This is a genomic window from Streptomyces sp. NPDC096012 (assembly GCF_040426375.1).
GTDB lineage: Bacteria > Actinomycetota > Actinomycetes > Streptomycetales > Streptomycetaceae > Streptomyces.
Window position 1 is genome coordinate 214,991 of record NZ_JBEOTD010000005.1, and the last position, 13,819, is coordinate 228,809.

A 13,819-nucleotide genomic window follows, 5' to 3' on the forward strand; every position below is an offset into this window, starting at 1 on the left:
AGCAAGAGGCCGGTGACAGTGTGGACCGGCGACACAGGTACGCCCGGCCGTCGGGAACTTGGCGGGACACGACGGCCGGGTGTGAACGAAAGGACACACATGCCCCTCATGGCCATTGTGGCCCTATCTCTGGTCAGCGTCGCAGCATTCGCGGCCTACCGCAACGAACGAATCGGAGCGGCCATCCTCGTCGGATGCGGAGCACTCGCAGCGTTTTACCTGTTGGTCGGCCCGCAACAAGACAAGCTCACGACGGAAGCTCCTTCCGCGCCGACCGTGTCGGTTACGGCACCAGCCCCCCTCGGAGGTGAGCCGACTCGGAGCGACGGCTAGGAACTGCGAGGTTGTGATCAGTCGGCGACCTTCAGGAGGTCGTCGATCCAGATCATTGCGGCGCGGAGATGGAGGCCGGCGAGGTAGCTTTCGGGCGACTTGTCGTATCGAGTGGCGATCCCTCGCCAGGCCTTTAGCTTGTTGATCAGGCGCTCGACGGTGTTCCGTTCCTTGTAGAGGTCGGCGTCGTAGCTGACGGGTCGGCCGCCTCCGGTGCCCTTCTTCTTGCGGTTGGCGGCTTGGTCCTTCTTCTCCGGGATGACTGCCTTGATGTTGCGTTTGCGCGGGTAGGCGCGGTTTCCGCGGGATGAGTAGGCCTTGTCCGCGGCGACCGCGCGGGGACGGGTGCGGGGGCGGCCGACGGGCAGACGAACCCGTACCTTGCTGAGCACGGGGATGAATTGCGGGCTGTCCGCGGCCTGGCCGACGGTCAGGACCAACGCCAGCGGGCGGCATCTGCGATCCGAGGCGAGATGGATTTCGCTGGTGAGTCCGCCACGGGACCTGCCGAGCAGGGCTTCCTTCAGTCGGAGCCCGCGCCGGCGGCGGATGCGCCGACGCTCGGCCTGTCCGTTCTGTTCCTCCGGCCCGCCCGGGCTTCCTCCTGCTCAAGCGCAGCTTCTTCCAGGGCGTCCATGAGGTCCTTGTCGATCCGCATCCCAGCAGCGTCGTGATGGGCGCGAGCGGTGGTGGAATCCATGCTGATCAGCGATAAGTCCGTTATCCCCGTGCCTGCGGCCTCGGCGATCACGCCTTCCAGCAGAGCAGGGAAGACACGGGCGTCCCGCCAGACCCGGAAGCGCCCGTAGACGGTGGCCCAGGGGCCGAACTGGGCAGGCATCTCCCGCCACTGAGCACTGGACCGGAACCGCCAGACCACCCCCTCGAACTGCTCCCGCAGTTGTTCGGGGTACGGGCCGTAGCTGCCAATCGGCAGATACGGCTCGATGACTTCCACTGCACGTCGGTGAGTTGCCTGCGCCTCCCGACCAATTCCTACCGGGTTCCACCCCGCGAAGGGGGCAGAGCCCAGCAACTGATCACAACCTCACACAGGCCCTAGTGCTGTGGCCGGGGAGGTTCACCAGGGTTCTTGATCACACGGCGAGTATTGTCGGCCGCGCCTCAGGAGGCTCGTAACCACACGGGCTCAGTGACCTCGTGCCGGCGTCCTCCCCATTCGGTGCAGCAGTCGCATTTGTGGGGAGGAGTTGTCAGCGAGCACGCCGTCGGGAGCGGCAAAGAACCGATGAGTTGTCTCTACAGCGGTGGGCGTTTCCGGCAACCCGGCGTAGATGTCGTCAAGATGTTCTTCGATCCACGCCACGAGGCTGCCATCGATGGTGTCGTCCAGGTGGAGAGCCCGTGCGAGATCCCAGGTGTGGACAGCGCTGTCCGTGACTCTCAGGGCAAGTGCCTGCCGGCCGGACACCGGGCCCAAGGGATAGTCCAGAACCCGCTGAAGAGCACCGGTCTCCCCGAACGCTTGGGCACACTCTCGTACGGACAGGGCGTACGCGCCAACCGGGTCCGTGCCCAGCGCGTCGGCGTCCCGCAGCCGCAGGAAATCGGCGGCGCTGCCGCCATGCAGCAGACTCACGTAGTTGAGGTTTCCGCGAGTCATGTGGTTGACCAACTGCCGCACGTTCCACTCGGTGCAGGGAGTTGGCCAGGACCACTGCTCGGATCGCACTGCTCGCAGCTTCTGTTCGAACTCGGCGCTGGACCCGAGAAACCGATCGATGAGCCCCTCAAACGCGTTGACCATGTGACCCAGCATGCTCGCCGCGGGCAGCCGGGTCCGGCGGGTATCGGACGTCAAGGTGGAGCTCTCGGTACACCCGCCACCTCGGCGCCTACCAGGGCACCGCCACCTGGAAGGCCGGCCGAGCTTGGTGGGGCGGGTGGTGGCCGTCTTCCTCCAGCAGTCGGAACGGACCTCACCGCCCGTCCAACCGCCACGACCACCGTCCCGGAACCTATGAGGCCAGAGCACCAGGTCGCGTGGTGGGCCCGCCACGTCCGCCGCCCCGTTGAACTCGCCCACCGCCCGGCAAGGTCGCGCGTTCGGCCCGCCACGTCCGCTCGCCCCGCCTCACACCGGCAGCAGCCGGGCGATCAGTGCGCTCAGTTGGCGGGCCGTGCGGCACTCGTGCATCTCGACGATCCCGGCGTAGGAGGGCGCGGCGGAGTCGCCGGTGCCCCACTGGGAGCGCGGCTCGGGATTCAGCCAGTACACGCGGCGGGCACGCCCGGCGATCTCGCGTACGGCGGCCAGGTTCGGGTCGCTCATGTTCGTCCGGGCGTCCCCGAGGACGAACACCGTCGTGCGCGGCCCGACCGCGTCGCCGTAGCGCTCGGCGAACTCGCCCAGCGCCACCCCGTAGTCGCTGCTGCCGTGCCAGCCGGTGAGCGTGGCCTGGGCGCGGATGCGGGCGCTGAGCCCGTCGGGGTCGGCGCGGCCGTGGTCGAGCAGGCCGGTCACCTCGTCGAGCCGGTTGACGAAGGCGAACACGCGGACCTTGCCGAACTGGTCGTGCAGCGCCTGCACCAGCAGCATGGTGAAGTCGGAGAAGCCCGACACCGAGCCGGAGACGTCGCACAGCAGCACGAGTTCGGGGCGGACCGGGCGGCGTCTGCGCAGCACCGGCCGCATCGGCACCCCGCCCGTGGACAGCGAGGAGCGCAGGGTGCGGCGCAGATCGATCGTGCCGCGCGCGGCTCGCCGCCGGCGGGCGGCCAGCCGGGTGGCCAGCTTGCGCGCGAGCGGCTGGACCGCCCTGCGCAGCTCGGCCAGCTGGTCCCGGCCCGCGAGCAGGAAGTCCACGCGGTCGGCGGTCGGGCGTACGCCCCGCCGGGCGATCTCCTCCCGTCCGCGCCGCTCTGCGACCCGGCGCCGCGCCTCCGCCCCGACCATCCGCCGGAACTCCTCGATCCGGCCCCTGATCTCGTCGTCCAGTAGCCGGTCCGCGAAGCCGGCGCCGCTCCCGTCCCGGCCCCGGACGTCGGCCCGCACGCGGGCCAGCAGGGTCTGCGGGCGCAGCCGGTCGAGGGTCTGGTACGCCGACCAGCCGTCGGAGCCGGGTGTGCTCCCGTATCCGCCGAGGCCGTCGACCGCCTCCGCCGCCAGTCGGGCCAGCAGTGCGCGGTCGTCGGCCGCCAGTGCCGCGGTCAGCCGGTCGCGCAGGGCCTCGCGGTCCGCGGGACCGCCGTCCGGGCCGCCGATCCCGCTCGGGAAGTACAGGTCGAAGACCGGGTCGAACACCGCCCGCTGGCCGGGGCCGTGCAGCAGCGTCGCGGCCAGCCCCTCGCGCAGCCGCTCCCGGTCGGCGAACCCGAGCGCCTCCGCCGCGTGGGCCGCGTCCACGCTCTCCCCGGTGCCGATCCGCACCCCGTGCGCGCGCAGCGCCCCGACCAGGCCGGTGATCCGCTCGGCGGCATCGGTCACAGCGCGTCCAGGTCGAGCTTCGCGGCCGCCTTCTGGATGTCGTCCTGATGCTTGAGGATCACCCCGAGGCTGTCCCGTACGACCGTCTCGTCCAGGGTGTCCGCGCCCAGCGCCAGCAGGGTGCGCGCCCAGTCGACGGTCTCGGCGACGGACGGCGCCTTGCGCAGGTCCATCGCGCGCAGTGCCCCGACGACCCGCACCACCGACTCGGTCAGCGCCTCGCCGAGGCCGGGCACCTTCAGCCGTACGATCCGCCGCTCCAGCTCCTCCTCCGGGAAGCCGATGTGCAGGAACAGGCAGCGGCGGCGCAGCGCCTCGGACAGCTCACGGCCGGCGTTGGAGGTGAGGACGACGAAGGGGCGCCGGGTCGCGGTGACCGTGCCCAGCTCCGGGACCGTGATCTGGAAGTCGCTGAGCACCTCCAGCAGCAGGCCCTCCATCTCGACGTCGGCCTTGTCGGTCTCGTCGATCAGCAGCACGGTCGGCTCGTCGCCGCGGATGGCGGTGAGCAGCGGACGGGGGAGCAGGAACTCCTCGCTGAAGATGTCGGTGCGGGTCTCGTCCCAGTCCTCGTCGCGGCCCGCGCTGATCCGCAGCAGCTGCTTGGCGTGGTTCCACTCGTAGAGGGCTCGGGACTCGTCCACGCCCTCGTAGCACTGGAGCCGGACCAGCCGGGCTCCGGCCACCTGGGCGACGGCCTTGGCCAGCTCGGTCTTGCCCACGCCGGCGGGGCCCTCCACCAGCAGCGGCTTGCCCAGCCGGGCGGCGAGGAAGACCGTCGTGGCGACGGCGGGCGAGGCGAGGTAGCCGGTCTCGGCGAGGCGGGCGGAGACGTCGTCGACGGACGTGAACAACGGGGCCTCCGGCGGGGTCGGGGAACAGGACTTCCGACGACTATCTAAGCGCTTGTTCACCTGCCGTGTCACGTGGTTCCGGCGGACGCGGCAGGGCGCCCGGACCTATACACCGATCGGTTTCTTCTCGTCCGGGCACGCGGTAACCTCGGCCCATGGCCTCCACACCCAAGGCGTCCCCACGCGACCGGCTGCTCGACGCGACGGCGCGGCTCTCCTACCGTGACGGGGTCTCCGTCGGCATCGAGGCGCTGTGCCGGGAGGCGGGGGTCTCCAAGCGGTCGATGTACCAGCTCTTCTCGGGCAAGGACGAGATGCTCGCCGCCAGCCTGGAGCGGCGGATCCCGGGGTACGAGGCCCGGCTCGCGCACCCCGAGCCGGAGACCGCCACCCCGCGCGAGCGGATCCTGTACGTCTTCGCCCGGCTGGAGAAGGACTCCGCGGACGCCGGTTTCCACGGCTGCCCCTATCTGGCCGCGCTGGTCGAGCTGAAGGATCCCGGGCATCCGGCGAACGCGATCGCCCGGGCGGTCAAGGAAGGCCTGGCGAAGGCCTTCCGCGCCGAGGCGGAACGCGGCGGGGCCCGCGACCCGGAGCTGCTCGCCCGCCAGCTGCTGCTCGTCTTCGACGGCGCCAGCGCCCGGGCCGGCGCCGGGGTCGAACACCTGGACGACGGACTCGCCACGGCCACGGTGACCACCCTGCTGGACGCGGCCGGCATGAAGTAGCACCCCCGCACACCCCCAGCCCCGTACGGGTCACCACAACGCGCCGCCCCCTCGTCCGCCCGGTGCAATGGACCCGTGACCGCGCCCCCGGACGACTGCCTCGCGCGCAACGAGTGGATCTGCGGCGCCTACCTGAGCTCCCGTCACCAGATCCTGCTCGACGCGGTGGTCCAGCACGTCCGGCTGACCGCCCTGTCGGTCCTCGTCGGCCTGGTCATCGCCCTCCCGCTCGCGGTGCTCGCGCGCCGCTGGGGCTGGGCGGCCGGCCCGGTCCTCGCCGTGACGACGATCCTCTACACCATCCCGTCCCTGGCGATGTTCTCCCTGCTCCTGCCCCTCTACGGCCTGTCGGCGACCCTCGTCGTCGCCGGGCTCGTGCTGTACTCCCTCACCCTGCTGGTCCGGAACATCCTCGCCGGCCTGCGCGCCGTCCCCGAGGAGACCCGGCAGGCCGCGCGCGGCCTCGGCTACGGCCCCGTCCGCCTCCTCCTCGCCGTCGAACTGCCGCTGGCCCTGCCCGCCGCGATGGCCGGACTGCGCATCGCGACCGTCTCGGCGGTCTCCCTGGTCACGGTCGGGGCGATCGTCGGCTTCGGCGGCCTGGGCAACCTCATCTACGCCGGCATGAACACCTACTTCAAGGCCCAGGTGCTCACCGCGTCCGTGCTGTGCGTCCTGATCGCGATCGCCGCCGACCTGATTCTGCTGGGAGTGCAGTGGCTGATCACCCCCTGGACGAGGGCGAGCCGCGCATGAACACCCTCGCCGCCACCTGGGACTGGCTCACCGACCCCGCGCACTGGTCGGGCGACGACGGCGTCCGGCACCGGCTGCTGCAGCATCTGCTGCTCACCGTGGTCTGCCTGGTGATCAGCTGCCTGATCGCGCTGCCCGTCGCCCTCGTCCTCGGCCATCTCGGCAAGGGCGGCGCACTCGCCGTCAACATCTCCAACGTCGGCCGCGCCGTCCCCACCTTCGCCGTCCTGGTGCTGCTGCTCCTCACCCCGGTCGGGAGGTGGGGGGAGGGGCCCACGGTCGTCGCCCTGGTGCTGTTCGCCGTACCGCCGCTGCTCACCAACGCCTACGTCGGCATGCGCGAGGTCGACCGCGGCATCGTGCAGGCGGCCCGGGGCATGGGCATGACCGGGCGGCAGATGCTGCTGCGCGTGGAGCTGCCGCTCGCGCTCCCGATGGTGATGAACGGGGTGCGCATCGCCGCCGTCCAGCTCGTCGCCACCGCCACCATCGCCGCGCTCGCGGGCGGCGGCGGCCTCGGCCGGATCATCACGGCTGGCTTCAACCTCGCCAGCACACCCCAGGTGGTCGCCGGCGCCGTCCTCGTCGCGGTGTTCGCGCTGTGCGTCGAGGGCGTCTTCGAACTCGCCGAGCGACTGGCACCGGTGTGGGCCAGGGGCGGCCGGTGAACCGCCGCAGCGCCCTGGCGGCCGTCGTCCTCGCCACCCTCACCGCCTGCTCCGGCGGCCCCGCCCTGGAGAACCGCGGTCAGGTCACCGCACCGCCCGGGGACAGCCGCCACCTGACCGTCGGCTCGGCCGGCTTCACCGAAAGCGACCTGCTCGCCCAGATGTACGCCCAGCTGCTCGACCGGGCCGGCTACAAGACGTCCATCCTCACGGTCGCCAACCGGGAACTGTACGAACCGGCGCTGGAGTCCGGCCAGATCGACGTCGTGCCCGAGTACGCGGCCACCTTCGCCGACTGGCTGAACGCCAAGACCCACGGCGCCGGCGCGAGACCGGTCGGCTCGCCCGACCTGGACGCCACGATGAAGGCCCTGCGCGCCCTCGCCGCCCCCCGCGGCCTGACGGTCCTCCCGCCGGGCCGGGCCGTCGACCAGAACGCGTTCGCGGTGAGCGCGGCCTACGCCCGGCGGCACCACCTCGGGACCCTCAGCGACCTCGGCGCCTCGAAGCTTCCGGTACGGCTCGCGGCCGGCGACGAGTGCGTGCAACGCCCGTACTGCGAGCCGGGCCTGAGGAAGGTGTACGGCATCGACATCACCGCGGTCGACCCCAAAGGTGTCGGCACCACCCAGGCCAAGCGGGCCGTGCAGGCCGGCCGGGACCAGATGGTGCTGACCACCACCACCGACGCCACGCTCGACCAGTTCGGGCTGGTCCTGCTCGCGGACGACAAGCACCTGCAGAACGCCGACTACGTGGTCCCCGTCGTCAACCGGTCCCGCGCGGGCGCCCCCGGCGTGACCAAGGCGCTCGGCAAGCTCAACGAGGTCCTCACCACCGGCGACCTGGCCGGCCTCGACCGGCAGGTCGACAGCTGGCGCCGGCTGCCCGCCGACGTGGCCCGCACCTACCTGAAGGACAAGGGTTTGTCGAGGTAGCGCCGGCCCCCAGGACGGGCGCCTGCCGAAACAGTCGGTGTCCCAGGGGGGAGGGGGCCGCGGGAACAGTGGGTGTCGCCAGGGGCGTGGGGCCGCGGGAACGGCCGGTGTCCCAGGGGCGAGGGGCCGCAGGGAACGGCCGGTGTCGCAGGGGCGTGGGGCGACGGGAACAGGTGGTGTCGCAGGGGGAGGGGGCGCGGGAACAGCCGGTGTCGCAGGGGCGAGGGGGCGCGGGAACAGCCGGTGTCCCAAGGCCGAGGGGCCGCCGGGACAGGCGGAGGCAGAGGGTGCCTCAGGCGTCCGACACCGAGTCGAAGGGCACCTGCCCGCGGGCCACGCCGCGCGCGTCCGCGTCCACCGAGCGGCGCAGCGCCTCGTGCAGCTTCGCCGGGGTCAGCACACCGAGGAAACGCGCCCCGTCCAGCACCGCGACCCACCCGGCGTCGTACTGGAGCATCACCCCGAAGGCCTGTTTGAGCGGCGTGCCCACCGGCACCCAGGCGGTCATCCGGTGGGCGAGGTCCCCGACGGTGCCGCCCGGCGTCAGCTCGTCGATGCCGACCCAGCCGTGCAGGTCGCCGTGCGCGTCCAGGACCACCGCCCAGCGCGAGCCCTCCGACCGCAGCCGCTCGCGCGCCCGCTCGGCGGCTTCGTCCGGCCGGGCCACCGGGGGCTGCTCCAGGTCGTCCGGCTCGATCGCGGTGACCGACAGCCGCTTCAGCCCCCGGTCGGCGCCCACGAAACCGGCGACGTACGGGGTCGCGGGCGCCCCGAGCACCGCGCCGGGCGTGTCGAACTGCTCGATGCGGCCCTCGCCGTAGACGGCGATGCGGTCGCCGAGCCGGACGGCCTCCTCGATGTCGTGGGTGACCAGCAGCACCGTCTTGCGCACGGCGGCCTGCATCCGCAGGAACTCGTCCTGCAACTGCTCGCGCACCACCGGGTCGACCGCGCCGAACGGCTCGTCCATGAGCAGCACCGGCGGGTCCGCCGCCAGCGCCCGTGCCACGCCGACCCGCTGCCGCTGCCCGCCGGAGAGCTGCTCCGGATAGCGCGGCCCGTACGTCCTCGGGTCGAGGCCCACCAGGTCGAGCAGTTCCGCCGCGCGGTCGCGGGCCTTCGCCCGCTTCCAGCCGAGCAGCGCCGGCACGGTCGCGGTGTTGTCCAGGACGGTGCGGTGCGGGAAGAGGCCGACCTGCTGGATCACGTAGCCGATGCGGCGGCGCAGCCGCACCGGGTCGACGCCCGCGACGTCCTCGCCGTCGACGAAGATCCGGCCCGAGGTCGGCTCGATGAGCCGGTTCACCATCATCATGGTCGTCGTCTTGCCGCACCCGGACGGCCCGACGAGGGTGACCAGTTCGCCCTCGCGCACGTCGAAGGAGAGGTCGTCCACGGCCGTCGTACCGTCCGGATACCGCTTGGTGACCTGCTCGAACCGGATCATCCCCTCACGCTACGGCCGGCCGCACCGGCCGTCATCCGGCCGTGGCCCGACCGGCGGACGGCCGGGGCCGTCAGCCGAGCAGGACCACTTCCAGCCTGCGCGGCCCGTGCACGCCCTCCACCCGGTCCAGCTCGATGTCGCTGGTGGCCGACGGACCGGAGATCCAGGTCGACGGACGGGCCGGGTCGAGACGTTCGAGGGCCTGCGGGACGGAGGCGACGACCTGCTCCGGCACCCGTACGACGCAGATGTGGTGGTCCGGGACGAGCGAGATACGGCGCCGGCCCTGGTCGGGGGAGCCGTCCAGGACGAGCGTGCCGGTCTCGGCGATCGCCACGGCGCACCCGGTGACCACACTGTCCACCCGGTCCAGCCGGTGCGGCGTGTCGGCCGCCCGGTCGAGGACGCGCACGGGGCCGGCCGCGGACATCCACTCCGGCGGCAGCCCCGGCGGCACCAGCACCTCCCGGGAGCCGTGCTCGGCCAGCAGGCGCATGACGAGCCCGGACACCTCCCGCGCGGCGCAGCGGTGGACGATCGCCCGGTAGTCCGCCAGGTTCTCCGCCAGCAGTTCCACCGTCCGCTCGGTGGTCCGCTCCCCGTGCTCGCGCAGATAGTCCCGCTGCACGGCCGCCTCGTAGGGCGGGTCGTCCGGGGGGACGTCGGCGAGCGCCCGCCGCACCCGGCCCAGGATCCGATCCCTGCTGCTCATTCGGCACCGTCCTGTCCGCCGCGTGTGCGCTGCCACCAGTCCCGGAAGGGTTCCGCCGGCACGGCCGGCAGGTCCCGGGTGCCGCTCCACGCCCGGCCCGGGCCCGGCAGGGTACGGGGGTGCAGCCGGCGGGTGCGGGACGCGAGCCGCTGCCCGGCGCGCAGGGCGCCGGGGTGGGCGAAGGCCCAGCGCGCGGCCCGCATGGCGGCCCGCTCGGCCGCGTGCCCCCGGGCGGGCCGCAGGACGACCCGGTTGCCCTCGCGCACCGCGGGGCCGCCCTCCACCACCCGCTCCCGCAGGTGCACCAGCACCTCGGGGATGTCGATGGCGACGGGGCACACCTCGTAGCAGGCCCCGCACAGGGACGAGGCGTACGGCAGGGAGGCGTCGATCTCGCTGGCGGTGCCCCGGAGCTGGGGGCTGAGGATGGCGCCGATCGGGCCGGGGTAGACCGAGCCGTAGGCGTGTCCTCCCGCGCGCTCGTAGACGGGGCACACGTTCAGGCAGGCCGAGCAGCGGATGCAGCGCAGGGCCTGCCGGCCGACCTCGTCGGCGAGCGTGTCGGTGCGGCCGTTGTCGAGGAGCACCAGGTGGAAGGTCCGCGGGCCGTCGCCGTCGGTGGTGCCGGTCCACATGCTCGTGTACGGGTTCATCCGCTCGGCGGTGGAGGAGCGGGGCAGGGTCTGCAGGAAGACCTCCAGGTCCCGCCAGGTGGGCACCACCTTCTCGATGCCGACGACGGAGATCAGCGTCCGGGGCAGGGTCAGGCACATCCGGCCGTTGCCCTCGGACTCCACGACGACGAGCGTGCCGGTCTCGGCGACCATGAAGTTGGCGCCGGAGATGCCGACCTTCGCGCGCAGGAACTTCTCCCGCAGGTGCAGCCGGGCCGCCTCGGCGAGATCGGCGGGAGAGTCGGTCAGGCCCTCGGGGGCCGGGCGCCCCCACTCGCCCATCTCGCGCGCGAAGATGTCCCTGATCTCGGCGCGGTTGCGGTGGATGGCCGGAACCAGGATGTGCGAGGGCCGGTCCTTGCCCAACTGCACGATCAGCTCGGCGAGATCGGTCTCGTAGGCGCGGATGCCCTCGGCCTCGAGCGCCTCGTTGAGCCCGATCTCCTGCGTGGCCATCGACTTGACCTTGACGACCTCGGACTCGCCGGTCTCCTTGACCAGTTGGGCCACGATCCGGTTGGCCTCGTCGGCGTCCACGGCCCAGTGGACCGTGCCGCCCGCCGCGGTGACCGCCTCCTCCAACTTCACCAGATAGCGGTCCAGATGACGCAGTGTGTGGTCCTTGATCCGGCGGCCCGCCTCCCGCAGCTCCGCCCAGTCGGACAACTCGCCGACCGCCAGCGCGCGTTTGGCCCGGATGGTGTGCGTGGCGTGCCGCAGATTGCCGCGCAGCGTGGGGTTGTGCACAGCGTCGTGCGCCGCCTTCGGGAAGGCGGGCATGCCGACGAACGTCCCGCTCACAGCGCCGGTTCCTCCTCCGTGCTCGCCAGGATCTCCGCGATGTGCACCGGCCGCATGCGCGTGCGCAGCCGGCTCATGGTGCCGCCGATGTGCATCAGGCAGGAGTTGTCCGCCGCGCACAGCACCTCGGCGCCCGTCGACTCCGCGTTGCGCACCTTGTCCGTGCCCATCGCCGCCGACACCTCGGCGTTCTTCAGCGCGAACGTGCCGCCGAACCCGCAGCACTCCTCGGCGCCCGGCAGCTCGACCAGCTCCAGCCCCTTCACCGCTGCCAGCAGCCGCCGGGGCCGGTCCCCGAGCCCGAGGGAGCGCAGACCGTGACAGGTGGGGTGGTAGGTGACGGTGTGCGGGTACCAGGCACCGACGTCCGTCACGCCCAGCACGTCCACCAGGAACTCGGTGAGCTCGTACGTCCTGGGCACCACCGGCGCCACGGTGGCCGCGAGCGAGCCGCCCCGGCCCTCGGCACGGGCCCGTTCCCCCATGCGCGGGTACAGTTCCCGCACCATCGCCCCGCACGAGCCGGACGGGGTCACGATCGCCTCGTACCCGCCGAAGACGTCGCAGAAGTGCCGGGCGAGCGGCTCCGCCTCGTGCCGGTAGCCGGTGTTGTAGTGGGCCTGCCCGCAGCAGCTCTGGCCCATCGGGAAGTCGACCTCCACACCCAGCCTGGTCAGCAGTCTCACGACGGCACGGCCGGTGTCCGGATAGAGCGTGTCGTTGACACAGGTCAGGAACAGGGCGACACGCATCGCGGCTCCTCGCTGTCGGTCGTCGGACGAGTGCAGGGTAGTGGGCGCATCCCGGCGCGGGGGACCGCCGCTCACCGTGCGGCGAGCCGGGCCGCCGCCGGCGGCTCCGGCGGGTGCCGCAGCTGCCGCCTCCTCCCCGAGCCGACGCTGCCGCCCCTCCCCACGTCAACGGTGCACCGCTCGAGCGCCGCCGCCCGCTGACTCGAAGTTCAGTAACAATCCATGATCCCGGAGGTCGGCCCGTACCCGCTCGTGTGCTGAACTGGAACGCGTCCATCCCATCCGTCCCGGGAGCCCCGTTGAGCCTCAGCTACCGCCAGCCCGGTGTCGTCCTCACCGACCGCCGCTTCACCGTGCCCCTCGACCACGCCGACCCGGGCGGCGAGACCATCGAGCTGTACGCCCGTGAGGCGGTCGCGAGCGACAAGACGGGACAGGACCTGCCCTGGCTGCTGTACCTGCAGGGCGGCCCCGGCTTCGGGGCGAATCGTTTCGTCGGACGGCAGGCCTGGCTCGACCGGGCTCTGCGGGATCACCGCGTCCTGCTGCTGGACCAGCGCGGCACCGGCAGCTCCACGCCCGCCACCCGCCAGACCCTCCCGCTGCGCGGCGGCCCCGCCGAACAGGCCGACTACCTCGCCCGCTTCCGTGCCGACTCCATCGTCCGCGACTGCGAGGCCATCCGCCCGCAGGTCACCGGGGGCGCCCCGTGGACCGTGCTCGGGCAGAGCTTCGGCGGCTTCTGCACGGTGTCGTACCTCTCCCTCGCCCCCGAGGGCCTGCACACCGCCGTGATCACCGGGGGCCTGCCCGCCCTGCGCGCGCACGCCGACGACGTCTACCGCTCCGCCTACCCGCGCATCGAGCGCAAGGTCGCCGCGCACTACGCCCGCTATCCGCAGGACGTCGAACGAGCCCGTCGGATCGCCGACCACCTCCTCACCGGCGACGTGGTCCTGCCCAACGGCTACCGGTTCACGGTGGAGGCCTTCCAGTCCCTCGGCCTGATGCTCGGCACCGGCGACGGCAGCCACCGCCTGCACCATCTGCTGGAGGACGCCTTCGTGCGCACCCCCGGCGGCCTCGACCTCTCCGACGCCTTCCAGGAACAGGCGCAGAACCTGCTGTCGTACGCCTCGCACCCGCTCTACGCGCTCGTCCACGAGACGATCTACGCCCAGGACGCCCGCCCCACCGCCTGGGCGGCCGAACGCGTCCGCGCCGAGTTCCCGCAGTTCGACGCGGCCAAGGCGCTCGCGGACGACACCCCGGTGCTCTTCACCGGTGAGACCGTCCATCCCTGGATGTTCGACGCCGACCCGGCCCTGCGCCCGCTGCGCGAGACGGCCGACCTGCTCGCCGCCCGCACCGACTGGGGTCCGCTGTACGACCCCGCCCGGCTGGCCGCCAACGAGGTCCCGGTCGCCGCCGCCGTCTACCACGACGACATGTACGTCGACACCGCCCACGCGCTGCAGACGGCGCGCGCCGTCCGCGGCCTGCGCACCTGGGTCACCGACGAGTACGAGCACGACGGCCTGCGCACGGGCGCCCCCCGGGTACTGGACCGGCTCCTGGCCCTCGCCCGCGACGAGGCCTGACCCGCGGGCCGCGGGACGGGACGGCACCGGCTCCCGCGGCGGCCGGTGGTGAGCGGTCCGGCCCCGCGGCGGCGGACGGTGAACGTCCGGGTCCGCCGCGGAGCCGG

The 13,819-nt window shown here is 72.5% G+C and carries 12 protein-coding genes and 1 pseudogene; 5 read left to right on the top strand and 8 right to left on the bottom strand.

Going from position 1 to position 13,819, the window contains the following annotated elements; genetic code table 11:
• Positions 1 to 350: 350 nt before the first annotated feature.
• From ABVB68_RS08085 to ABVB68_RS08100, 4 genes and pseudogenes are all read right to left on the bottom strand, one after another.
• Positions 351 to 1,326, bottom strand: a pseudogene (locus tag ABVB68_RS08085) (IS5 family transposase).
• Between the two features lie 157 nt (positions 1,327 to 1,483).
• A complete protein-coding gene (locus ABVB68_RS08090) occupies positions 1,484 to 2,101 on the bottom strand; it encodes a TIGR03086 family metal-binding protein (protein WP_353600193.1) in 618 nt (205 codons plus the stop codon).
• A gap of 327 nt (positions 2,102 to 2,428) precedes the next feature.
• A complete protein-coding gene (locus tag ABVB68_RS08095; RefSeq protein ID WP_353600194.1) occupies positions 2,429 to 3,781 on the bottom strand; it encodes a vWA domain-containing protein in 1,353 nt (450 codons plus the stop codon).
• A complete protein-coding gene (locus tag ABVB68_RS08100; protein ID WP_353600195.1) occupies positions 3,778 to 4,635 on the bottom strand; it encodes an AAA family ATPase in 858 nt (285 codons plus the stop codon). Before ABVB68_RS08100 ends, ABVB68_RS08095 begins: the two co-directional genes overlap by 4 nt.
• A 155-nt stretch (positions 4,636 to 4,790) precedes the next feature.
• Here ABVB68_RS08100 and ABVB68_RS08105 point away from each other — a divergent pair, with 155 nt between their 5' ends.
• From ABVB68_RS08105 to ABVB68_RS08120, 4 genes are all read left to right on the top strand, one after another.
• A complete protein-coding gene (locus ABVB68_RS08105) occupies positions 4,791 to 5,363 on the top strand; it encodes a TetR/AcrR family transcriptional regulator (RefSeq protein ID WP_353600196.1) in 573 nt (190 codons plus the stop codon).
• A 75-nt stretch (positions 5,364 to 5,438) separates the two neighbouring features.
• Positions 5,439 to 6,119: an ABC transporter permease gene (locus ABVB68_RS08110; RefSeq protein ID WP_353600197.1), complete on the top strand. Its 681-nt coding sequence runs from the start codon at positions 5,439 to 5,441 to the stop codon at positions 6,117 to 6,119.
• Positions 6,116 to 6,787 (top strand): ABC transporter permease, encoded by a 672-nt coding sequence (locus ABVB68_RS08115; RefSeq protein ID WP_353600268.1) that lies wholly within the window; start codon positions 6,116 to 6,118, stop codon positions 6,785 to 6,787. Before ABVB68_RS08110 ends, ABVB68_RS08115 begins: the two co-directional genes overlap by 4 nt.
• Entirely contained in the window at positions 6,784 to 7,725 is a 942-nt protein-coding gene (locus ABVB68_RS08120) for an ABC transporter substrate-binding protein (protein WP_353600198.1), read from the top strand. Before ABVB68_RS08115 ends, ABVB68_RS08120 begins: the two co-directional genes overlap by 4 nt.
• A 292-nt stretch (positions 7,726 to 8,017) precedes the next feature.
• Here ABVB68_RS08120 and ABVB68_RS08125 read toward each other — a convergent pair whose 3' ends face one another.
• From ABVB68_RS08125 to ABVB68_RS08140, 4 genes are all read right to left on the bottom strand, one after another.
• Positions 8,018 to 9,172, bottom strand: coding sequence for an ABC transporter ATP-binding protein (locus ABVB68_RS08125; protein ID WP_353600199.1), 1,155 nt, complete (start codon positions 9,170 to 9,172; stop codon positions 8,018 to 8,020).
• Between the two features lie 70 nt (positions 9,173 to 9,242).
• Positions 9,243 to 9,884 (bottom strand): LutC/YkgG family protein, encoded by a 642-nt coding sequence (locus ABVB68_RS08130; RefSeq protein ID WP_353600200.1) that lies wholly within the window; start codon positions 9,882 to 9,884, stop codon positions 9,243 to 9,245.
• Complete coding sequence (locus ABVB68_RS08135; RefSeq protein WP_353600201.1) at positions 9,881 to 11,359, bottom strand: LutB/LldF family L-lactate oxidation iron-sulfur protein; 1,479 nt, start codon at positions 11,357 to 11,359, stop codon at positions 9,881 to 9,883. Before ABVB68_RS08135 ends, ABVB68_RS08130 begins: the two co-directional genes overlap by 4 nt.
• Positions 11,356 to 12,111, bottom strand: coding sequence for a (Fe-S)-binding protein (locus ABVB68_RS08140; protein WP_353600202.1), 756 nt, complete (start codon positions 12,109 to 12,111; stop codon positions 11,356 to 11,358). The genes ABVB68_RS08135 and ABVB68_RS08140 overlap by 4 nt, the downstream gene beginning before the upstream one ends.
• Positions 12,112 to 12,410: 299 nt before the next feature.
• Here ABVB68_RS08140 and ABVB68_RS08145 point away from each other — a divergent pair, with 299 nt between their 5' ends.
• A complete protein-coding gene (locus ABVB68_RS08145) occupies positions 12,411 to 13,712 on the top strand; it encodes an alpha/beta fold hydrolase (RefSeq protein WP_353600203.1) in 1,302 nt (433 codons plus the stop codon).
• The last annotated feature ends 107 nt before the right edge of the window (positions 13,713 to 13,819 follow it).